The sequence below is a fragment of the Methylocystis sp. ATCC 49242 genome (assembly GCF_000188155.2).
In the GTDB taxonomy this organism is placed as follows: Bacteria; Pseudomonadota; Alphaproteobacteria; order Rhizobiales; family Beijerinckiaceae; genus Methylocystis.
Map to the genome: position 1 here is coordinate 1,434,515 of NZ_KE124774.1, position 21,344 is coordinate 1,455,858.

A 21,344-nucleotide genomic window follows, 5' to 3' on the forward strand; every position below is an offset into this window, starting at 1 on the left:
CCCTTACTTCCAGTTCCGCACGTCGACGAAGCGGCCGGCGATCGCCGCCGCGGCCGCCATCGCGGGCGACACGAGATGAGTGCGGCCCTTGAAGCCCTGGCGGCCCTCGAAATTGCGGTTCGAGGTCGACGCGCAGCGCTCGCCCGGCGCCAGACGGTCCGGGTTCATCGCAAGGCACATGGAGCAGCCCGGCTCGCGCCACTCGAAGCCCGCGGCGATGAAGATCTTGTCCAGACCCTCGGCCTCGGCCTGCTCCTTCACGAGGCCCGAGCCCGGCACCACCATGGCGTTGACGCGATCGGCGACCTTCTTGCCCTCGACCATCTTCGCCGCGGCGCGAAGATCCTCGATGCGGCCATTGGTGCAAGAGCCGATGAAGACGCGGTCGATCTCGATGTCCGTCATCTTCTCCCCGCCCTTGAGGCCCATATATTCGAGCGCGCGCTCGATGGCGGCGCGCTTTTGCGGGGTTTTGGCGCTATCCGGGGTCGGCACCGTTCCGTCGATCGTCGCCACGTCCTCCGGCGAGGTGCCCCAGGTCACGATCGGCGGGAGCTTCGAAGCGTCGAGCCTGATGACCTTGTCGTAATGCGCGCCTTCGTCGGTGAAGAGCGTCTCCCAATATTTGCGCGCCATGTCGAAGGCCTCGCCCTTTGGCGCCTTCGGGCGGTCCTTGATATAGGCGAAAGTCTTTTCGTCCGGCGCGATGAGGCCGGCGCGGGCGCCGGCTTCGATCGACATGTTGCAGACGGTCATGCGGCCTTCCATGGAAAGGTCGCGGATCGCTTCGCCCGCATATTCGATGACGTAGCCGGTGCCGCCAGCGGTGCCGATCTCGCCGATGATGGCCAGGATAATATCCTTGGCGGTGGCGCCGTCGGCGAGCTTGCCGTCGACCTGCACCAGCATGTTCTTGGCTTTCTTCTGGATCAGTGTCTGGGTGGCGAGGACGTGCTCGACCTCCGACGTGCCGATGCCATGCGCCAGCGCGCCGAAGGCGCCATGCGTCGAGGTGTGGCTGTCGCCGCAAACGATGGTCATGCCGGGCAGCGTGAAGCCCTGCTCCGGTCCGACGATATGCACGACGCCCTGACGGCGGTCATGCTCATTGTAATATTCGACGCCGAATTCCTTCGCGTTGATCGCCAGCTGTTCGACCTGCGCCTTGCTCTCCGGGTCCTCGATCGGCAGGGAGCGGTCGGTGGTCGGCACATTGTGGTCGACGACGGCGAGCGTCTTTCCCGGCGCGCGGACCTTGCGGCCCGACATGCGCAGCCCTTCGAACGCCTGCGGACTCGTCACTTCATGCACGAGATGGCGGTCGATGTAGAGCAGGCAGGCGCCGTCATCCTGGCGGTCGACGACATGGTCGTCCCAGATCTTGTCATACAGCGTGCGCGGCCCGGTCGAATTGGACATGTCTTCCTGTTCCTCTTGCCGCCTGAGCGGCCTGGCCCTTGAATTGATGGTCTTCTAACCGTAACGCAAGCCCCATGGAAGAGAGTTTGCGCCCCTCCCCCGCCGCGAGGCCGCGTTGAGCGGGCCGTCGCCCGCCCTGCCCGCGGGTTTGGCCGCCGCTATTTCGGCTCAGCTCGAGCGCCGGCCGCGAGGGGCGCTCGCCGAGAGCGCGCAACGGCTTTCCGAGAGCTATCGCGCCCGAAAGCCCACGGCCGACGCCATCCGCGACGTGACCGACGCGCTCGCCTATGCGCTCACCCGCATGCCTGCGACCTACGCCGCCGTCGTCACGGCGCTGGGGCGGCTGCAAAAGGAGCAGCCGGCTTTTGCGCCGCAGAGCCTCCTCGACGTCGGTTGCGGGCTGGGCGCGGCCTCCTATGCGGCAACGCAGGTCTGGCCGGAGATCGAGAGCGTCGAGATGCTCGACCGCAGCCGCGCCTTTCTTGCGCTGGCTGCGGCGCTTGCAGCAGAGAGCGGCCCGGTTCAGGTCGCAACGGCCCGCGTCGCCGAGGCCGACATCGCCCGCCTGTCCGAGGCGGCGTCAGCTCATGACCTCGTCGCCGTCGCCTATGCGCTCACCGAGCTGCCGGACGCCGATTTACCCCGCATCGCAGCGGCGCTTTGGGGCCGCACACGCGGCGCGCTCGTCATCGTCGAGCCGGGAACGCCGCGCGATCATGCGCGGCTGATGGGCGTCCGCGCCCGGCTGATCGAACTCGGCGCGACGATTCTCGCCCCCTGCCCCCACGCCGCCCCCTGCCCCCTTCAGGCGCCGGACTGGTGCCATTTTTCGGTGCGCCTTCCGCGCTCCCGGGACCATAAATTGCTGAAAGGCGCCGACGCGCCCTTCGAGGACGAGAAATTCTCCTGGCTGATCGCCGGCAGGACGGGCGCGCCGGCGCCCGCGCGCTTGATCGCGCCGCCGCGCGCCGGCAAGCCGGGAATTTCGACAAGGGTATGCGGGCGCAATGGAATACGCGAGACTTTCACGCCCAAGCGCGATAAGGCTCGATATGAAAGGGTTCGCAAAAAGAACTGGGGCGATCCGATCGACGCCCTGCCGGAGGATAATGGATGAATCGCCCGAAGGTCGCGCCTTATCTCACCGTCAGTCCGGCCGCCGCCGCCATCGCCTTCTACACGGGGGCCTTCGGCGCCAAGCAGCGCGCGCTCATGCCGTCGGTCGACGGCCTGCGCATCGCCCATTGTGAATTGCTCATCAATGGCGGCTCGGTGATGCTAGCCGACTTTTTTCCCGAATTCGGACAGACCCGCGTTCCCATGCCCGGCGATCAGGCCACCGTTTCGGTCAGCCTCGAATACGATACGGCCAAGGAAGTCGACGAGACTTGCGACCGCGCCGCAAAGCTCGGCGCCAAGATCGAGACGCAGCCGACGAACTCTTTCTGGGGTACGCGCTACGCGAGCCTGCGCGACCCCTTCGGCCACCGCTGGATCCTGAACGGCCAGCTGGAGAAGTGACCGGCCCCAAAGCGAAACCGCCCGGAGCCTCTCGGCGCCGGGCGGCTCGAAATACGCAGAGACGAAGCTCTTACTTGGCGGCCGCAGCCTTAGGCTTGGTGTCGACGCGCTCGGCGATACGGGCCGACTTGCCGCGACGATCGCGCAGGTAATAGAGCTTGGCGCGGCGGACCTTGCCGCGGCGGACGACCTTGATCGAATCGATCAGCGGCCCATGGATCGGGAAGACGCGCTCGACGCCCTCGCCATAGGAAATCTTGCGGACAGTGAAGGACTCGTTGAGACCGCCGCCGTTGCGGGCGATCACGACGCCTTCATAGGCCTGGACGCGCGAGCGGTCGCCTTCCTTGACCTTGACGTTCACGATCACCGTGTCGCCGGGGCGGAAATCGGGGATCGTCTTGCCTTCGACGAGCCTGGCGGCCTGCTCGGCCTCGAGCTGCTCGATAATGTTCATCGTTGTAAACTCCTGCCGTTTCGTCTGTAGCCTTGCGGGCCGACGAGCGTTTCGGAACGCTGTTTTAGTTGAGGCGCGCCTCCCATACAGGACGCGCGGCCGAATGTCGAGACCGCGGCCTTATGTCGCCTGCGGAAATTTCGCCGCCGAGGGCGTCAAATCGCCGGAACGCCCTATCTGTCGCCCGGGGAAGCGGCTGACCACCCCAAATCAAGGAGGGACGAAGGCATGACCAGTCAGGATGAGGCACGGGACAGGCGCGCGGGGCCAGACAGATCGAGTGACTCCGCAGGGGCGCGAGGCGAGGAAGGCTTCAGCGACAATTATCGGCAATTGTGGGATCGTTTTCAGGAGTCTAACAAGCAGTGGCTCGATCGCTACCAGAGTGAAGCGTCGCTCGCTCTCGAGTTCACCGGCAAGTTGACGGCGGCGCGCTCCGTTTCGGACGCCGCTGACGCCTATCAGCAGTGGACCGTAAAACACATCGAGATGGCGACGGAAGACGCCCGGCGCGCCATGGCCGACGTCCAGCATTTCTGGGAGGCGGGAACGCGCCTGTGGTCCGACGCCGGCGGCGAGGCCGGCAGGATTCGCGGCATGATGTCGTGACCGCACAGAAGCGGAGCGCGCGCGGGCGCTCCCCTTCCCTTACGCTATTCATCCTCCCGATCGAGCGTAAAGCCGACCTTCAGCACGACCTGATAGTGGCTGACTGCGCCCTTTTCCAAACCGCCCCGGATCTGCGCGACCTCGAACCACCGCATGTTTCGCAACGATTCTCCGGCGCGCTGGATTGCGGCGGAGATAGCGTCCTCGACGCTGTCCGGCGACGAGCCGACGAGTTCCACGACCTTGTAGACATGGTTTTGCATGGGGGCGCTCCCGAACCAGGATTACCCTCGATAGGTAGCGCGGCGCGCGGCCGCGTCATCTCGCGCCTCAGCTGAGCCGGTCGCCGAACAGGAACTCCATCGCACGGTCGAGCCGGATATGCGGAAGCGGCAGGGCCAGCTTGTCCTGCCCCAGCGAGGCGATCGGCGGACGGAATTTCAGAAAGCGGAAATCCGCATCCTCGTCTCCGAGCCCCAACGCGTCGCCGCGGAAGACCTTGCCGGGGTCCTCGGGCAGTTCGCCGGGGAAGATCGCGCCCTCCTCCACCCCGTCGAAAACCTCATCGCCGATGCGCTCGCCCTTGATCGGCGTGCCGACGATCGCGGAAAGCTGCTCGCCCTCGTGGCGCACCATGGCCTCTCGGGTGGCGCGCACGGCTGCGAGCGCGATCACGTCGATCTTGGCGCCGACGCCTTCCGCGCGCGTGATCGCCCGTCCCGTGAGATGCCGCAGCACGCCTTCGAGCCGGTCGTGGCTCGTGTGGTGAAGGTGGTCGGCCTTTGTCGCGGCGAAGAGGATGCGGTCGATTTTCGGACGGAAGATCGTCGAGAACAGATTCGAGCGCCCGGTGCGGAAGGCCATCAGCACGTCGGTCAGCGCGGTTTCCAGGTCGCGCACGGCGGCGGGGCCGGAGTTGAGCGCCGCCAGCGCGTCCACCAGCACGATCTGCCGGTCGAGTCGCGCAAAATGGTCGCGAAAGAAGGGCCGAACGACATGCGCCTTGTAGGCCTCGTAGCGGCGCTCCATCTCGCGGCCGAGGCTGCGATAGGGAAGGTCCTGCCCCTCCTCGACCGGCAGCGGCGCGAAGGTGAGCGCCGGCGAGCCTTCGAGATCGCCGGGCATCAGAAAACGGCCGGGCGGCAACGTGGAGAGCGCGTACCGTTCCGTCTTGGCGAGGCGCAGGTAATTGGTGAAAAGCCGCGCCAGATTTTGGGCTGTTTCCTCGGAATAGCGCGCCTTCGGATCGGCCATCGCCGTCGCGCCGCGCCAGTCGGCCGCAATCGGCGCGCGCGCCGCCACGCTCGCCGCCTCCAAGGTCTCGCGCGACCATTGCGCGAAGGTCTTGCCGAGCAGCGGCAGGTCGAGCAGCCACTCGCCGGGATAATCGACGATGTCGATGTCGAGCCGCGTATTGTTCTGCGCCATGTTCCGCAACGACCAGGACTTGGCCGTATATTCCAGCGTGACCCGGAGTTCGGAGATGCGCCGCGTCGATTGCGGCCAGTGCCGGTCGGGCCCGGTGAGCGCGCGAAGATGCTCCTCATAGGCGAATCGCGGGACGCTGTAGTCGGGCTGCGGATCGAGATGCGCGGCGCTGATCCGCCCCTCCGTCAACGCGCGAAAGACGGGCAGCTGCGCCTTGCGGCCCGCGGCGACCGCGCGGGTGAGATTGTGCACCAGCGCGGTGATGAAGACCGTCTTGCCCGCGCGCGACAGGCCGGTCACGCCAAGCCGCAAGCGCCCCCCGGCCACGAAATCCGCGAAGCTTTCCGCGGCGACCCGCGTTTCGAACCAGAGATCGGAGAATTGCGACACAAGAGCTCCCGGACCAGACGAGATCGATCCTCATCTAATCCATGAGCCGCAGTTTTGGGAGAGCGGAAGGGGAGGACGCCGCCCGCGCGACAGTTTACCGCTTCGACATCGGCACGTAGTCCCGACGCTTCTCGCCCGTGTAGAGCTGGCGCGGACGGCCGATCTTGGAGCCGGAATCCTCGATCATCTCCTTCCACTGCGCAATCCAGCCGACCGTGCGCGCGACCGCAAAGAGCACGGTGAACATCGATACCGGGAAGTTCATCGCCTTGAGCGTTATCCCCGAGTAGAAGTCGATATTGGGATAAAGCTTCTTCTCGATGAAATATTCGTCCGAAAGGGCGATGCGCTCCAGTTCCAGCGCGACGTCGAGAAGATCGTCCTTCACGCCGAGTTCGTTCAGCACTTCGCGCGTCGTGCGCTGCATGATCTTCGCGCGCGGATCGTAGTTCTTGTAGACGCGATGGCCGAAGCCCATCAGGCGGAACGGATCGTTCTTGTCCTTCGCGCGGGCGATGAACTGCGGAATCCGCTCCGGCGTGCCGATCTCCGCCAGCATTTTCAGCACGGCCTCATTGGCGCCGCCATGCGCCGGCCCCCACAGCGAGGCGATGCCGGCCGCGATGCAGGCGAAGGGATTGGCGCCCGAGGAGCCCGACAGACGGACGGTCGACGTCGACGCGTTCTGCTCATGGTCCGCGTGCAGGATGAAGATGCGGTCGAGCGCGCGGGAAAGCACGGGATTGACCTTGTATTCCTCGCAGGGCACCGCAAAGCACATGCGCAGGAAATTCGACGTATAGTCGAGATCGTTCTTGGGATAAACGAAAGGCTGGCCGATCGAATATTTGTAGGCCATGGCCGCGAGCGTCGGGATCTTCGCGATCATGCGCGTCGAGGCGACCATGCGCTGCACGGGATCAACGATGTTCGTCGAGTCGTGATAGAAGGCCGAGAGCGCGCCGACCGAGGCGACCATCACAGCCATCGGATGCGCGTCACGACGGAAGCCCTGGAAGAACCGCGCCATCTGCTCATGCACCATGGTGTGGCGCGTGATGCGATAATCGAAATTCGCCTTCTCCGCCGCCGATGGCAGTTCGCCGTAGAGCAGCAGATAGCAGGTTTCCAGAAAGTCGCCATGCTCGGCGAGCTGATCGATCGGATAGCCGCGGTAGAGCAGCACGCCGGCGTCGCCGTCGATGAAAGTGATCTTCGATTCGCAGGAGGCCGTCGAAGTGAATCCGGGGTCGAAGGTGAACATTTCGGTCTCTGAATAGAGATGGCGAATGTCCACGACGGCCGGCCCCATCGTGCCCTCCATTACGGGAAGATCGATGGTTTTGCCCTCGATGGCGAAGGAACCCTTTTTCTCGGCCATTGCGACCCCTCTCATCAGCCTTTCGCGCGAAACGCGACTCATGTTCGTCACGGCGCGCGGCGACGCTACGCAAGAACTGCGTCAACTCGTCGGCAGGCCTCGAATAACGCACATTTTCTGTCGGCAGGACGCCGGGTTGTGCAGTGCAAAAACTATAGCAGCCATAAGCGCTGTCAAGCTGCAAAGCGCTGCGGAACGCCCGCAGGAAAGGCGGCTCCGGCTCGCCGAAAGCCGCTTTTCGAGGCGCCCCGTCAGACGCTCTGATCGGCGATCCGGCCGAGGCTTTCCTCGCGTCCAAGAATTTCGAGCACGTCGAAGATTCCCGGCGAGGTCGAGCGGCCGGTGAGCGCTGCGCGCAGCGGCTGGGCGAGGTCGCCGAGCTTGACCCCGAGTTCGACGGACAGATCGCGCACGACGCCCTCCATCGCCGCAGCCGTCCAGTCGGGGAGCGCCGCAAGCTTTGGCCCGAGCGCCGCGAGCCGCGCACGCGCGTCGGCGGAGAGAAGCTTCTGCGCCTTTTCGTCGAGCGGCAAGGGACGCTGCACGAAAAGGAAGGCGGCGCCGTCGACGAGTTCGTTGAGCGTCTTGGCGCGCGCCTTCAGTCCCGGCAGCGCGGCGCGCAGTTGCGCGCGCTTCCTGTCGTCGAGCGCCCCCGCGACCGCCTCGCCGCCTTCGAGATAAGGAAGCGTCGCCACCAGCGTCTCGAACAATTCGTCATCGTTCGAGTCGCGCAGATAATGCCCGTTCATGTTTTCGAGCTTGGCGTAATCGAAACGCGCGGGCGAGCGATGAACCTGGGAGAGATCGAAAGCCTCGATCATCTCCGGCAGCGAAAAGAATTCCTTGTCGCCCTGGCTCCAGCCCAGCCGCACGAGATAGTTGCGCAGCGCCGCCGGCAGATAACCCATGGCGCGATAGGCGTCGACGCCGAGCGCGCCATGGCGCTTGGAGAGCTTGGCGCCGTCCGGCCCGTGAATCAGCGGAATATGCGCGAAGGCCGGCGTCTCCCAACCCATCGCTTCATAGATGTGCTTCTGGCGCGCGGCGTTGGTGAGATGGTCGTCGCCGCGGATGATCTGCGTCACGCCCATGTCGTGGTCGTCCACGACGACGGCGAGCATATAGGTCGGATTGCCGTCGGAGCGCAGCAGCACGAAATCGTCGATGTCCTTGTTGGGGAACACGACGCGACCCTGCACGGCGTCCTCGATGACCGTCTCGCCGTCGAGCGGCGACTTCAGCCGGATCACCGGCGCGACGCCGGCGGGCGCCTGGGAAGGATCGCGGTCGCGCCAGCGGCCGTCGTAGCGCGGCGGGCGCTTCTCGGCGCGCGCTTTCTCGCGCATCTCCTCCAACTCCTGCGCGGAGGCGTAGCAGCGATAGGCCTTGCCCCTCGCCAGCAGTTCCTCCGCCACCTCGCGATGCCGCGCGGCGCGTGAATATTGATAGACGATGTCGCCGTCCCAATCGAGGCCGAGCCACTTCATTCCGTCGATGATGGCGTCGATCGCCGCCTGCGTGGAGCGCTCCCGGTCGGTGTCCTCGATTCGCAGCATCATGCGCCCGCCATGGCGCCTGGCGTAAAGCCAGTTGAACAGGGCGGTTCTCGCCCCGCCGATATGCAGGAAGCCGGTGGGGGAAGGAGCGAATCGCGTGACGACTTGAGACATGGGGGCCGTGGTTGGAGGGGGTCGAGGCAGCCCCTCTAACACGCGCTTCCGGAATTTTCACCCACCCGACGGCAGGCGCACCCGGCAACCTCTCAAGGCGCAGGCAAGGCACAATCCCGCCGAGCCGGAAATGAACACCGCGACGCCGAGCGCGGCGGTCGCCCAGCCCAGAGGCGTCTCGCCGAAGTAGAAGACCGCAAGGAGCATGAGCGCGAAAGCGGCGATGAGACGCGGCGCGCGCCGCCATCCGGTTACGTGCATGGTTTCCTCCTGCGTCGAAGGTAGAGACGCGAGAGCGCGGAAAAAAGGCCGCTTCACGCGACCTTCTCCTCCCGCGCCTCTTCGGAGGATTTCTCGTTCCCGGTCTGCGCCTCGGCGGACGCTTCCTTCTTCTCCGTCTCCTGCCCGACGCCCGCCTCTATCGCCAATGCGCTGACGGCGGCGGCGGCCGCGAGCTTGTCGAGTTCGGGGATCTGCAAAATCGTGGGAGCCGGCGTCGACGCGGAAGCGGCGATGCTGATCCCCGCCGCCTTGAGCCGCTGGTGCAGATCGAAATGCAGGTCGCTGCGCACGCGCGAGGATTTCTCCACATCCTCGACGTAACACCACAGCTCGAACTTGAAGGTCGAGGCCTCCATGCCGAGGAACATCACCTGCGGCGCGGGGATGCGCAGGACGCCCTCCTGCGCCTTCGCGCAGGCGAGCATGATGTCGCGCAGCTGCTCGGGGTCGACGCCCGAATGGGGCGAGATTGCAACCTTGATCCGCCCGACCTTGTCGCCCCGCAGCCAGTTCTTCACCACGCCGGTGACGAGGTTGGAGTTGGGCACGATCATCGTCGCGCGGTCGAAGGTCTCGATCTCCGTCGAACGCACATTGATCCGCCTCACATAACCTTGCTCATCGCCGAGCACGACCCAGTCGCCGACGCGAATGGCCCGCTCCCACAGCAGAATCAGGCCGGAGACGAAATTGCCGACGATCGACTGAAGGCCGAAACCGATGCCCACGGAAAGCGCGCCCGCGACGATCGCGAGCTTCTCGAAACCGAGGCCAAGATTCGACATCGCCAGCCCGGCGGCGAGGATGAAGCCCGTATATCCCAGCGTCGCGCTGATCGAACTGCGCAAGCCGACATCGAGTCGCGTCAGCGGCAGCAGGCGCGTGTCCAGCCACTGGCGCAGCCCCTGCGTCGCCGCGAGGACGAGCGCGAAGATCAGCGTCGACGTGATCGCGCCATAGGGCGAGACGGTGACGTCGCCGATCCTGAAGGAGAAGAAGGCCGAACGGACATTGGCGAAAAAGTCGTTCGACTGGTAGCCCAGCGGGGCGATGGCGACGAGCGCCGCGCCCACATAGGCGACGATCGTCACGGCGCCGGAGAGCAGGACGCCGATCGGCGCGAGCTGCTCGCGACGCAGGCCGAGACCGCCCATGAGAGCGTGTCCGAGTATGCCGTCAGGCGAGAAGGCCGCTTCCACGCCGCCGCCCGCCAGCGCAACCACGACGTAAAGAAGGAAGACGACAGCCGCCATCCAGCCCGTCTGGAGAATCACGAAATTGGCGAAGGTCACGTAACCCGCGCCGCAGGCGCCAATGATCACCAGCAGAACGATCGAGCCGAGAAATCGCGTGACCGCGAGCCAGTCGCGCCCGTGCGCGGTCGCGAGCGCGCCCTCGTCCGCCACGGCCTCGTGCGACGGCAAGGCGATTAGCGCGCGCGCGAACAGCCCCGCTATGATCATGACGCCGACGCCGCGCGTGACGATGACGACGGGCAGACTCGCCTGCACGGTCTCCTCGACCTGCTCCAGAAGTCGCGTGATCGACAAAACGACGGCCGCGGCGGTGAGAAGCCGCACGAAAAGCCGCGCGAGACGGTCGCCCGGATCGACCACCCGCCATTCGGGATGACCGGGCGCAAAGACCGCGCGCGCGATGCCATAGACAAAGGAGACTCGCGCAATCGCCTCGAAAATACGCCGCCAGACCGGTTCGAGCGTCGAATCGAGCAGATCGAAGGCGTCGAGCGCGAGGCCCAGGGCCGCGGCGGCGGCAAGCGGCACTGCGGCCGCAACCAGCGCCGTCCAGCCGGCGGAGGCGGCGCGCCGCATTCTTGTCGGCTGGGTTCCGAAATTGTTTCGGGCGAGCACGCGCCGGGCGAGGATGAGCGCTGGCGGCAACGCCAGCAAGATCACCAGCACGACCGCAAGAAATTCCGAACGTCGGCCTTCGACCCGGCTCAGGAAATTCTCGCCGCGGTCACTCAGGAAACTGGCTCCTGCGCTGATTGCGCTGGGCGCATCGGCCAGCGCCACGCGCCACAGGTCCGGCGAGAACAGGCCGCTTGTGCGCAGAAACAGCGTCTTGGCGAAGAGCGCGCGCTGGCGCGCGACGATCGTGACCGTGACCTGCTTGACCTCGAGAAGCAACGCCCGGGCGCGCTTGAGCGTGGCTTCGGTGGCGTCGTGTAGCTTTCGCTGCTCGACCAGCTCCGCGCTGACGCTCTCTTCTGCGGAAGCGGGGGCCGGCTCCGAGACGGGCGGGGGTTGCTGTGTCGCCCTGTCCGGCTTCCCGGGCGGCGCGGGCGCTGCGGCTTTGGCGTCCGGTTTCGCAGCCGTGGGCTTTACCGGCGGCAGGGGAACGGGTTTCGCGGGCGCGACCGGCGCCGGCGGCGGCGCGGGGGCGGCCTTTTCGGGCTCGGCCGGCTTCGCCGCTTCGGGCGGCGCGAGTTCTTTCAGGCGCGCGTCAACTGCGGCAAGCCGCGGCGTCAGCTTGTCGATCGTATCCTCGAGCTCATGCCGCAGCGGGTCCATACGATCACGCAGAAGCCGTAGCGCGCCGTCAGAAAGGCTCTGATCTTCAAGGCTTTTTTGCGCCTCATCGAGCGTCGCGCGGGTACGGTCGAGCCGCTGATTGATCTGGTCGATCGTCGCCGGCGCTTCATCGCCGCGCGAAAGCGCGGGCGCAAACGCCACAAGGCACAAGGCGAGAAGAAGCGTGAATTTACGCAAGCGGTATCGTCTCCATGGGCGCGAAGCCAAGAGAAAGCGTGCGAATCGCGTCAATCTTGGGGCGATCTTAGGGGTCGTCGCGATAGAGATGCACCCGCCCGGAGCGATCGGCGATCCTCCAGCCGCCCTCCCCATCGGTTTCCGCGTCCGAAACCGGCGCCTTTCCGAAGCCGCCGGGGATGTCAAGCACGTAGCGCGGAACCGCAACGCCCGTGACGCGGCGGGTCAGCTCCGAGTGAACCCGCAAGCCGGCGTCGAGGCTCAGCCGGAAATGGCTCGTGCCCGGCGCGAGGTCGGGATGATGAAGGTAGTATGGCTTGACCCGCAAGGCGACGAGATCGCGCATGAGCCGTTCGAGCGTGTCAGCGTCGTCGTTGACGCCTTTCAGCAGGACCGTCTGCGAGAGGAGCGTTGCGCCGGCCTCGTGCAGGCGCGCGATCGCCGCTCGGGCCGCGGGCGTGAGTTCCCGCGAGTGATTGACGTGCAGCGCCACGTAAAGAGCCTTGCCACTCTCTCGCAGCGCGTCCAGCCGCTCCTGCGTCACAAGGTCCGGCGCGGCGGTCGGCGCGCGGGTATGGACGCGCAGGACGGCGACGTGCGGGATTTTCGCGAGACGGCGCGCAACGGCGGACAGCCGGCGCCCTGACAGCAACAACGGGTCGCCGCCGGTGAGGATGACCTCGAAAATCTGCCGGTGTCCGGCGATATAATCCAGCGCCGCGTCCGTCGCCTCGGGCGACAGCACGTCGCCCTTGCCGCGTCCCACAGTCTCACGACGGAAACAGAATCGGCAATAGACGGGACAGACCGTCAGCAGCTTCAGCAGGACGCGGTCGGGGTAGCGATGAACCAGCCCGGGGGCCGGGCTATGCGCGTCGTCGCCGATCGGATCGGCAAGCTCCTGCGGCAATGTCACGAGTTCGCGCGCGTCGGGCAGGAATTGCCGCGCGATCGGGTCCGCCGGATCGGCGGCGTCGATCAGCGCCGCCATGTCCGGCGTTACGGCGACGCTGTATTGCGACTCGACGCCGCGCAGCGCCTGGGCGCGCCCGGGGGCGAGCAATGCCGCGGCGGCGAGATCGTCCAGCGACAGCAGAGCTTTTTTCACCCTGGGGCGGTCGGGCTCGGCCAAGTCAGACGCGTCATGTTGAAAATTCATGAGGCCGCATTACGTCCCTTGCAGCGTCCTCGCAATCCTATTGACAAGGGACGAGAGGTAACTACTCTATAGAAATAATAGACTACTAGGGACCGAGGAAATCGCCATGCGCGCAAGATACGCCGAAACGGGCCACTTCCACATTCCTCACCTGCATTTGCCGTTTGCGCCGGTCTTCAACAAGTTCAAGGCGGCCGAGACGGCGGAACCGGCGCCTGCGCGGTCGGCGGACGCCGCGAAGGCATTCAATCCCGCGACGCTCGTGGAGTTCTTCGGGCTCGGCTGGCTGTGCGGCTTTGCGGCGGGTGCGGGAGTCGTCGCGATTTTTCTCCGCTGAAGCGCAGCAAGCTCATCCTGCGCTACCGAGCTCTGCGACCGGCGTCCAGAGCACATGTTCGATGCGCTCCGCTCCCGTTGCGAGCATGACGAGCCGGTCGAACCCGAGCGCGACGCCGCTGGCCTGCGGCATGAGAGCGAGAGCCTCGAGGAAATCCTCGTCGATCGGATAGTGCTCGCGATAGATGCGGCTCTTCTCCGCCATCTGTGCCTCGAATCGGCGGCGCTGTTCGACGGGGTCTGTCAGTTCGGCGAAGCCGTTCGCCACCTCCACCCCGCAGACATAGAGTTCGAAGCGGTCGGCAAAGCGCGGGTCGTCCTCGCTCGGACGCGCCAGCGCAGCTTCACTCAGTGGATAATCAGTTAGAATTGTCGGCCGTTCGCTCCCCAATCGGCCCTCGACCTTCTCCGACAGAATCTTGCTGAACAGATCCGACCATGAGTCGTCCTCCGCCACGCGAATGCCGTCGCGGGCCGCTGCGCGCGCGAGCCCGTCACGGTCATCGAGCAGCGCTTCGAGATCGATGCTCGCGTGGGCCGCGAAAGCCTCGCAGCAGGTGACGATCTCGGGCTCCTCGAAGGGATCGCAGACCCGCCCGCGCCACGCCAGATCCGTCGCCCCCGCCGCCCGGGCCGCTGCGGCGAGCAGGCCGGCGCAATCCTCCATCAGCCGCAACGTGGGTTCGCCGACGCGATACCACTCCAGCATGGTGAATTCCGGGTGATGCAGCGCCGAGCGCTCGCGGTTCCGGAACACGCGGGCGAGCGTGAAAATCCGTTCTTCGCCGGCCGCCAGCAGCTTCTTGCAGGCGAATTCCGGCGAGGTGTGGAGAAAAAGTCGGCTCCGGTCGCCGCCCTGCCCGATCAGTTCGGTCGAAAAGGCGGTCAGATGCGTCTCATTGCCGCCGGAGACCTGCAAGGCCGCGGTTTCGACCTCCGTGAAGCCCTCCGACGCAAAAAAATGCCTTGTCGCGGCGGTGATCTTGCCGCGCGCCTTGAGAAATGGCTTGCGATCGGCGTAAACATCCCGCGCCCACCAGGGCGAAGCGCGCGTCATGAGGCCTCCCTGCGGGCCGGATTTGCCGGCGCGCGCGAAATATGGTCTTACCCCCGTTCATAGACCAGTCCGGCGCATGCCGGCAATGAACGCGAGCCGGCGAGCCGGCATTGAAGGAAAGAAACCCGTGAAAGTCATCGCCAGCTCGATTCGCAAGGGCAATATTATTGAGCGTGAGGACGGCCAGCTCTATGTCGTGCTTACGGCCGAAAGCTTTTTCCCCGGCAAGGGCACGCCGACGACGCAGATCGACATGCGCCGTCTCTCGGACGGCGTAAAGGTCTCCGACCGCTACAAGACGACCGAGCAGGTCGAGCGCGCCTTCGTCGAGGATCAGGACTTCACCTATCTCTACAGCGACGACGACGGTCACCATTTCATGAACCAGCAGAGCTACGAGCAGGTCGCCGTGCCGGCCGACGTGATCGGCGATCAGGCGCAGTGGCTACAGGAAAACATGGTCTGCATCCTTTCCATGTTCAACGGCGTCTGCGTCGCGATCCAGCTCCCGCCGCGCGTGACGCTCGAGATCGTCGAGACAGAGCCGGCGCTCAAGGGCCAGACGGCCTCCTCCTCCTACAAGCCGGCGAAGCTCTCCAACGGCGCCCGCGTGATGGTGCCTCCGCACATCCAGACCGGCACGCGCGTCGTCATCCAGACGGAAGACGGCGCCTATGTCGAGCGCGCGAAGGACTGAGCGCAGCTTACCATCCCGCGCGTGCGGCGGACGTCCATGACGTACGTCGCGGCGCGGACGTGCTTTGCCGGAATGGCCGGGCCAGACCCGGCCATGAAACAGCTTAACGATCTCGTACCTGATTCAGGAATTCCCGCAGCTTTTTCTCCAGCGCGGGCGCGTTCTTCAATTCACATTCCCAGACAATGAGCGTGCGCCAGCCGAGCGCGGCGAGTTTTTCGCGATGCACCTTGTCTCGCGCCCGATTACGCGCAATTTTCGCGCGCCAGTAGTCGGCGTTGGCCTTGGGCATGCGCGCCCCGCGCGCGCAATCATGCCCGTGCCAGAAACAGCCATGCACGAAGATCGCCTGCTTGCGGCCGATGTAGGCAATGTCGGGATTGCCGGGAACATCCTTGCGATGCAGCCGATAGCCAGGCGCAAATTTTCGAAGCAGGGCGCGAACAGCCAGCTCCGGCGAGGTGTCGCGCGACTTCACCGCGCGCATTGTGGCGGAGCGTTGCGCGGGGTCTTCCACCCTACGCAGCGACGCGCATAGGGCGCGGGCCGATCAGCGGTTCGAGGATATGCGCCGCGATATGTCGAACTACGGGCGCGACAACGCCGTCGCCGGTGAGATGATAAGCCTCATTGTATTTCTCCGGCAGCGTGTATTCGTCAGGCAGGCCCATCAGCCGTGCAGTCTCGCGCGCCGACATGAGCCGCGAGCGCACCTGGCCCTTGTCGACGACAAGCACGAATTGCCGGCTGGACCCGCCCGCCGGCGTGCGAAGACAGCCCGCAACATCGTCGAAGCGCGCCTCGGCGCGCTGGATTTTTTCGCCAGCCGTATAGCGCGTGCGGCGATACATCGTCCCAACCATCCTGCGGCCGGCGCGCTTCGCCTCCGCAATCTTTGCAAGATTGACGTCGCTCATCATATCTATGAGCGTCTGCGTCTCCGCGGCGCTGTGCCAGGCGACGTCGCGCGGCGCGTCCTCGACGATCTCCGCAAGCGTGACATTGCGTAGAGGCGGCGCCGGCAGGCGCCACCACAGCCATTTCGCTTTCAGCGCTTCGGGCAATTGCTCCTGCGCCGTGCGCAGCGCACGGGTATGAAAGGGAGCGCTCGCGCGCTGTTCCATGAGCGGCGCGGGAATCGGCGCGTCCTCGCGCACCGCGATGATGAACAGACGCGGGCGCGATTGCGGCAGGAAGAGCGCGGCGTCGATGACCAGCGCGCCGAATCTGTAGCCCCCGTCGCCAAGCGCCCGGCAAATCTCGGTAAAATCCCGCCCGCCATGCGAGGTGAGCGCCCCGCAGACATTTTCGAGCACGATCGTTGCGGGTGCCCGCCCCTCCGCGCAAAGCGCCTTCATCAGCGCCCAGAAGGGCCAGAACGTCCCTGACCGCTCGCCCTTCAACCCTGCCCCTGCGCCGGCGAGCGACAGGTCCTGGCAGGGGAACGACGCCCAGACGAGATCGGCGCGGCCGGGAAGCTGCGCGGTCGTGATCTCGCGAACGTCGCCGACATGCATCTCTCCGCCGCCCCAGTTGGCGCGGTAGCTCTCGGCTTTCTTGCGGTCGAAATCATTGGCGAAGAGGCAGGCCCAGCCCGGCCCCAACCCCGCGCGCGCCATGCCGCCGCCGGCGAAGAACTCGTAAAAGCTGGGCTTGCAGCGCATGTCGGCGTCTCGCCCCGGATCTGCGGGAATCGTCGGCGTTTTTGAATGTGTAGGACGAAACCGCCGATATTGTCACATTCTTTTTATGTGCGCGTGCTTGACACAAATCGTTCGCGCGGCCCGAGGGCGCGCGCGTCGCAGCTGCAAATACTCCCCGGTCGAGGCGTCTGAGCGCTTCCCTTCTTCTTCGATGGAGAAAGAAAATGAAAAAACTGCTGTTTGCTATCCTGGCTCTCGCCCCTTCTGTCGCCTACGCGGGCGACGAAGCATTCGACTGCAGCAAGAAAGACGGCGACGTCGAATGCAAGGTCAAGAAGGACCATGTTTCGGTCAAGGCTGTCACGATCGATGGCGGTGACTGCGCTGTTCCGGCCCGGGACAAGGCATACCACAAGACCATGGCCAAGGGCGACAAGTTCAAATTGCCCGGTTCGCACGAATGCAATTATGTGAGAGCTTTCACGATCACGACCGAGGACGGCAAGACGCAAAAATTCGTTGCGTTTTGAGGAATGTCACGAAACTTGCCCGCAGGCGGCGGGCAAGTTTTGCCGCTCGGGCAAGCAGTCGTTTCGTTTAGACTCGTTTTCAGCCAATCCGCCCCTGCATCGGGCGTAGGTCAAACCGACACAACCATCACATGCACGATGGGCTTCTTGCCCCATACGGAAAACACGGCGCCGCGCACCGAGCGCTCGATCGCATTTGAGATCGCGTCCGCGTCCCGTCGGCGCGCGCGCGGCAGGCCGTCAAACGTAGCGAACAGCGCCTCGTCGACGACCTCCCCCATGTCCTCGCCGAATTTTCCGCGCTTCGGCACGCCGGCGAAGACGACATCCGGATCGCCGACGAGATCGCCCTTCTTGTCGACGGCGAGCGCGATCGACACCACGCCCGCATAGGAAAGCTTGCCGCGCTCGCGCACGGCGCCGTCATCCTCACGCAGCACGACGTCGCCGTCCTTGAACAGGCGACCGGCCGGAATGTCTCCTACAACGCCAGGCGCGCCGGGCGCGATGCGTACGAGAGTGCCATTGCGCGCGGGAACCACTTGGTCCACGCCCTTCGTCTTGGCGAAGGCGGCATGCTGGGTGAGATGATGCGCCTCGCCATGCACGGGGATCGCCGTCTTGGGCCGCACCCAGTCATACATCTGCGCGACTTCGCCGCGGCGCGGATGGCCGGAGCAATGCACGAGGTGATCGTGATCGGTGATCACTTCTACGCCGAGATTGCACAGATTGTTGATGACGCGATGAACCTCGCGCGCGTTGCCGGGGATGGTGCGAGAGGAAAAGATGACGCGATCGCCGGGACCGAGCTTGATGGACGGATGCTCGTTGTTCGCGGCGCGGGCCATGGCTGCGCGCGGCTCGCCCTGGCTGCCGGTGGCGATGACGACGACCTTCTCGCGTGGAAGCGTCGGCAGAAGCTCCGGCGAATGAAAACCGGGTATGCCGTCCAGATAGCCGCATTCACGCGCGACCTGAACCACCCGATCCATCGCGCGGCCGGCGACGACGACCGTCCGCCCGCACTCCATCGCGGCCTCCGCAATGGCGCGCAGACGCTGGACATTGGAGGCGAAAGTCGTGATGAGGACGCGTCCCGTCGCTTCCGAGATCAGCGTCCTTAGGGTGCGGGCGACGTCGCTCTCCGAAAAGCTGTCGCCCTCGCGAAGAATATTGGTCGAGTCGCAGACCAGCGCGTCCACGCCCTCGTCGCCCAGCGTCCGCAGCCGCGCCTCGTCGATCCGCGCGCCGATGCCCGGTTCGGGATCAATCTTCCAGTCGCCGGTGTGCAGCGCGACGCCGAGCGGCGTGCGGATCGCGAGCGCATGCGCCTCGGGGATCGAATGGGCGACGGCGATATATTCGACAGTGAAAGGATCGAGGTCGAGTACGCTTCCCGCGCGTGCGGGAAGCAGATCGATCTTCGGCGCGCCGGGTTCGCTCAGCCGACGCACCTCCAGCAGGCCAGAGGCGAAAGGCGAGGCGAAGACCCTGCACTTGAGCTTCGGCCATAGCGTGGCGAGCGCGCCGATATGATCCTCATGCGCATGTGTAATGCAGATCGCGACGAGATCCTTCGCGATTTTCTCCACGAAGGCGATGTCGGGAAAGACGACGTCGACGCCCGGAAGCTCGGGCCCCGGAAAACCGAGGCCGCAATCGACCATCAGCCATTTGCGCGCTTTCGGCGGACCATAGCCGTAAAGCGCCAGATTCATGCCAATTTCGCCGACGCCGCCGAACGGCACGAAAACGAAGTCAGCCGCGCCGGTCGTCATCGGGCTATTCCTGCCGCGATGGGGCGCGGGCCAAGCAGCACGTCCCCGGCTTCCACGACGCGCGCGCCGTCACTGGTCGCGAGAACCAGCCGACCAGAGGAGTCTATCGTCTCGAAGCGGCCCTCGACGGTTTCCCGAGCCAACGCGACCCGAATATCGGCGCCGAGCCCGGAGGCGTAGGTCAGCCACTCCTCCCGCAATTGCGCAAAGCCCGCGCCGCCGCGCCAGATTTCGAGCGTCTCCACGAGGGCGTCGGAGAGATGCGCAAAAACGGTCGCAGCCGAAGGCGCCTCTGCGCCAAGAGCAGCAAGCGCGCGGGCTTCATAAGGAAGATCATCCGGCGCGTTCGCGCAATTGACGCCAATGCCGATGATCGCGACCGAAGCCGCCGGCGCGCGTGCGTCGCCGGTGGGAACGATCACATTCTCGAGAAGAATGCCACCGAGCTTTGCGCCGTCCAGCATCAGGTCATTCGGCCATTTCAGCCCGAAACGCCCGCGCCCCGCAGCCGAAACCAGGGCGCGCATCGCCGCGACGCCGGCGACGAAGCCCAGTTGCGGCGCGACGAGAGTTTCGCCGAAGTCGCTGATGATGAAGCTTGCATGGAGATTGCCGGCCGGCGACAGCCACTCCCGGCCCATCCGGCCCCGGCCTTTCGTCTGACGCGCCGCGACGACCCAGAGCGGACCCCGTTCGCCGCCTTCAATCAGGCGACGAGCCTCGCTATTGGTCGAGTCTACCTCATCGAGCGCAAGAAGCCGAACGCCATGCGCGCGCGCGGTTGAACCAATTTCCACGCGCGCGTCCTCTTCAGAACAGTGATTTGGCTGCAACGGTAGCCGCGTCCATGACCGGCGCAGGATAGATCCAGAATCCGAGCAGCGCGATGGTCGAGACGGCGAGAACGGCGCGGATCGCCAGCGGCGAACGGTCGAAGCCCGGCGCCGGATCGTCGAAATACATGACCTTCACGACGCGCAGATAATAGAAGGCCGCCACCGCGCTCGCCAGCACGCCGATGACGGCGAGCGGATAAAGCCCGGCGTCGACCGCCGCGAGCAGCACGTAATATTTCGCGAAGAAGCCGGCGAGCGGCGGCACGCCCGCAAGCGAGAACATCAGCATCGCCATGAAGAAGGCCATGAGGCCATTTGTGCGGGACAGGCCGGCGAGGTCGGAGATGTTCTCGACGTTCCTGCCGTTGACGCGCATCGCGAGGATTGCGGCGAAGGAGCCGAGCGTCATAACCAGATAGACGGCAAGATAGATCGCCACGCCCTTGACGCCCGCCTCATTGCCGGCAGCCAGGCCGATCAGCGCGAAGCCCATGTGGCCGATGGACGAATAGGCCATCAGGCGCTTGATGTTGTTTTGACCGATCGCCGCGAAGGAGCCCAACAGCGTCGAGGCGATCGCAAGGAACACGATGATCTGACGCCACTGATGGGTCACGCCCGGGAAAGCGGTGATGACAATGCGCGCCGTAATGGCGACGGCGGCCATCTTGGCGGCGGAGGCGAAAAACGCGGTGACCGGCGTCGGCGCGCCTTCATAGACGTCGGGCGTCCACATGTGGAACGGCGCGGCCGACATTTTGAAGGCGAGACCGGCGAGCACGAAAACGAGGCCGAAGATCACGCCAATGGGCGCCTGATCAGACACGACCTGCGCAATGCCCGAAAAGGACACCGTGCCCGCGAAGCCGTACAGCAGCGACGACCCATACAGCATCATGCCGGACGACAGCGCGCCGAGCACGAAATATTTCAGACCCGCTTCCGACGAACGACCGTCATCCCGCGCGAAGGCGGCCATGACGTAAAGCGCGAGCGACATGAGCTCGAGGCCGAGGTAGAGCGCGATGAGATTATCCGCCGAGATCAGCAGCATCATGCCGAGCGTGGAGAGGATGACCAGCACCGGATATTCGAATTTCTCGAGGCCGTTTCGCTGCAGCCAGTCCACCGACATCAGGATCGAGACCAGCGCGCCGACGAGCGTCAGCACTTTCATGAAGCGCGAGAAGGCGTCATCCATGAAGGCGCCGTCGAAGGCGCTTTGATCCACCGACTTGGTCGACAGCACGATCGCCAGAATGGCAAGGCCGAGGAGACCGACCGCCATTTCGTCGACGAGGCTGAAGCCGCGCTCGCCGCGCCAGGCCCCGATCAGAATCAGAACCATTACGCCGACGGCGAGAATGATTTCCGGCAGGAAATTTTGCGCGAGTTGAACGAGAAAGGGCATCGTCA

At 65.2% G+C, this 21,344-nt stretch carries 21 protein-coding genes; 6 read left to right on the forward strand and 15 right to left on the reverse strand.

The genetic code is table 11. The annotated features are described in order from the left end of the window. Nucleotides 1–3: 3 nt before the first annotated feature. Nucleotides 4–1,419, reverse strand: a complete 1,416-nt coding sequence (gene leuC / locus MET49242_RS09045) for a 3-isopropylmalate dehydratase large subunit (RefSeq protein ID WP_036282453.1) — start codon at nt 1,417–1,419, stop codon at nt 4–6. Nucleotides 1,420–1,534: 115 nt separating this feature from the next. On the opposite strand from leuC, the gene MET49242_RS09050 reads away from it, so the two are divergent. Together MET49242_RS09050 and MET49242_RS09055 are read left to right on the forward strand one after the other, a co-directional pair. Then, a complete protein-coding gene (locus tag MET49242_RS09050) occupies nt 1,535–2,536 on the forward strand; it encodes a small ribosomal subunit Rsm22 family protein (protein WP_036282454.1) in 1,002 nt (333 codons plus the stop codon). Further along, complete coding sequence (locus MET49242_RS09055; protein ID WP_036282456.1) at nt 2,533–2,940, forward strand: glyoxalase/bleomycin resistance/extradiol dioxygenase family protein; 408 nt, start codon at nt 2,533–2,535, stop codon at nt 2,938–2,940. The genes MET49242_RS09050 and MET49242_RS09055 overlap by 4 nt, the downstream gene beginning before the upstream one ends. 70 nt (nt 2,941–3,010) lie before the next feature. Here the strand turns inward: MET49242_RS09055 and rplS are convergent, their stop codons facing one another. Beyond that, a complete protein-coding gene (gene rplS, locus MET49242_RS09060) occupies nt 3,011–3,397 on the reverse strand; it encodes a 50S ribosomal protein L19 (RefSeq protein ID WP_036282458.1) in 387 nt (128 codons plus the stop codon). 228 nt (nt 3,398–3,625) lie between these two features. Between rplS and MET49242_RS09065 the strand changes: the two genes are divergently transcribed. Then, entirely contained in the window at nt 3,626–4,006 is a 381-nt protein-coding gene (locus MET49242_RS09065; protein WP_051134093.1) for a hypothetical protein, read from the forward strand. A gap of 44 nt (nt 4,007–4,050) precedes the next feature. Here the strand turns inward: MET49242_RS09065 and MET49242_RS09070 are convergent, their stop codons facing one another. The 7 genes from MET49242_RS09070 to MET49242_RS09100 form a co-directional block, all read right to left on the reverse strand. Beyond that, nucleotides 4,051–4,269 carry a dodecin gene (locus MET49242_RS09070; RefSeq protein ID WP_036282460.1) on the reverse strand — a complete coding sequence of 73 codons (219 nt, stop codon included), beginning with the start codon at nt 4,267–4,269 and terminating at the stop codon, nt 4,051–4,053. A gap of 67 nt (nt 4,270–4,336) precedes the next feature. Next, nucleotides 4,337–5,824: a YcjX family protein gene (locus tag MET49242_RS09075; protein ID WP_036282462.1), complete on the reverse strand. Its 1,488-nt coding sequence runs from the start codon at nt 5,822–5,824 to the stop codon at nt 4,337–4,339. 94 nt (nt 5,825–5,918) lie between these two features. After that, nucleotides 5,919–7,205, reverse strand: a complete 1,287-nt coding sequence (locus tag MET49242_RS09080; protein WP_370634986.1) for a citrate synthase — start codon at nt 7,203–7,205, stop codon at nt 5,919–5,921. Between the two features lie 251 nt (nt 7,206–7,456). Further along, complete coding sequence (gene gltX, locus MET49242_RS09085; RefSeq protein ID WP_036282464.1) at nt 7,457–8,875, reverse strand: glutamate--tRNA ligase; 1,419 nt, start codon at nt 8,873–8,875, stop codon at nt 7,457–7,459. A 57-nt stretch (nt 8,876–8,932) separates the two neighbouring features. After that, nucleotides 8,933–9,136 (reverse strand): YgaP-like transmembrane domain, encoded by a 204-nt coding sequence (locus MET49242_RS09090; RefSeq protein ID WP_036282466.1) that lies wholly within the window; start codon nt 9,134–9,136, stop codon nt 8,933–8,935. A gap of 53 nt (nt 9,137–9,189) precedes the next feature. After that, a complete protein-coding gene (locus tag MET49242_RS09095) occupies nt 9,190–11,889 on the reverse strand; it encodes a DUF3772 domain-containing protein (protein ID WP_051134094.1) in 2,700 nt (899 codons plus the stop codon). 67 nt (nt 11,890–11,956) lie between these two features. After that, entirely contained in the window at nt 11,957–13,048 is a 1,092-nt protein-coding gene (locus MET49242_RS09100; RefSeq protein WP_051134095.1) for a lysine-2,3-aminomutase-like protein, read from the reverse strand. Nucleotides 13,049–13,154: 106 nt separating this feature from the next. On the opposite strand from MET49242_RS09100, the gene MET49242_RS09105 reads away from it, so the two are divergent. Beyond that, nucleotides 13,155–13,385 (forward strand): hypothetical protein, encoded by a 231-nt coding sequence (locus MET49242_RS09105; RefSeq protein ID WP_036282468.1) that lies wholly within the window; start codon nt 13,155–13,157, stop codon nt 13,383–13,385. A gap of 12 nt (nt 13,386–13,397) precedes the next feature. Here MET49242_RS09105 and epmA read toward each other — a convergent pair whose 3' ends face one another. Further along, nucleotides 13,398–14,441: an EF-P lysine aminoacylase EpmA gene (epmA, locus tag MET49242_RS09110; RefSeq protein WP_036282470.1), complete on the reverse strand. Its 1,044-nt coding sequence runs from the start codon at nt 14,439–14,441 to the stop codon at nt 13,398–13,400. A 127-nt stretch (nt 14,442–14,568) separates the two neighbouring features. Here epmA and efp point away from each other — a divergent pair, with 127 nt between their 5' ends. After that, nucleotides 14,569–15,138 (forward strand): elongation factor P, encoded by a 570-nt coding sequence (gene efp / locus MET49242_RS09115; protein WP_036287492.1) that lies wholly within the window; start codon nt 14,569–14,571, stop codon nt 15,136–15,138. Between the two features lie 103 nt (nt 15,139–15,241). Here the strand turns inward: efp and MET49242_RS09120 are convergent, their stop codons facing one another. Together MET49242_RS09120 and MET49242_RS09125 are read right to left on the reverse strand one after the other, a co-directional pair. Further along, nucleotides 15,242–15,655 carry a very short patch repair endonuclease gene (locus MET49242_RS09120; protein ID WP_036282471.1) on the reverse strand — a complete coding sequence of 138 codons (414 nt, stop codon included), beginning with the start codon at nt 15,653–15,655 and terminating at the stop codon, nt 15,242–15,244. A gap of 1 nt (nt 15,656) precedes the next feature. Then, nucleotides 15,657–16,802 (reverse strand): DNA cytosine methyltransferase, encoded by a 1,146-nt coding sequence (locus tag MET49242_RS09125; protein ID WP_036282474.1) that lies wholly within the window; start codon nt 16,800–16,802, stop codon nt 15,657–15,659. A 203-nt stretch (nt 16,803–17,005) separates the two neighbouring features. Here MET49242_RS09125 and MET49242_RS09130 point away from each other — a divergent pair, with 203 nt between their 5' ends. Further along, nucleotides 17,006–17,311, forward strand: a complete 306-nt coding sequence (locus MET49242_RS09130; protein WP_036282475.1) for a hypothetical protein — start codon at nt 17,006–17,008, stop codon at nt 17,309–17,311. A 110-nt stretch (nt 17,312–17,421) separates the two neighbouring features. Here MET49242_RS09130 and MET49242_RS09135 read toward each other — a convergent pair whose 3' ends face one another. The 3 genes from MET49242_RS09135 to nuoN are packed head-to-tail and all read right to left on the reverse strand — an operon-like array spanning nt 17,422 to nt 21,339. Then, the gene (locus MET49242_RS09135) at nt 17,422–19,092 is read right to left on the reverse strand and encodes a ribonuclease J (RefSeq protein WP_036282477.1); all 1,671 of its coding nucleotides are present in this window, start codon (nt 19,090–19,092) and stop codon (nt 17,422–17,424) included. Beyond that, nucleotides 19,089–19,889: a biotin--[acetyl-CoA-carboxylase] ligase gene (locus tag MET49242_RS09140; RefSeq protein WP_036287496.1), complete on the reverse strand. Its 801-nt coding sequence runs from the start codon at nt 19,887–19,889 to the stop codon at nt 19,089–19,091. The genes MET49242_RS09135 and MET49242_RS09140 overlap by 4 nt, the downstream gene beginning before the upstream one ends. Before the next feature lie 13 nt (nt 19,890–19,902). Further along, entirely contained in the window at nt 19,903–21,339 is a 1,437-nt protein-coding gene (gene nuoN / locus MET49242_RS09145) for an NADH-quinone oxidoreductase subunit NuoN (RefSeq protein ID WP_036287499.1), read from the reverse strand. Nucleotides 21,340–21,344 lie beyond the last annotated feature (5 nt).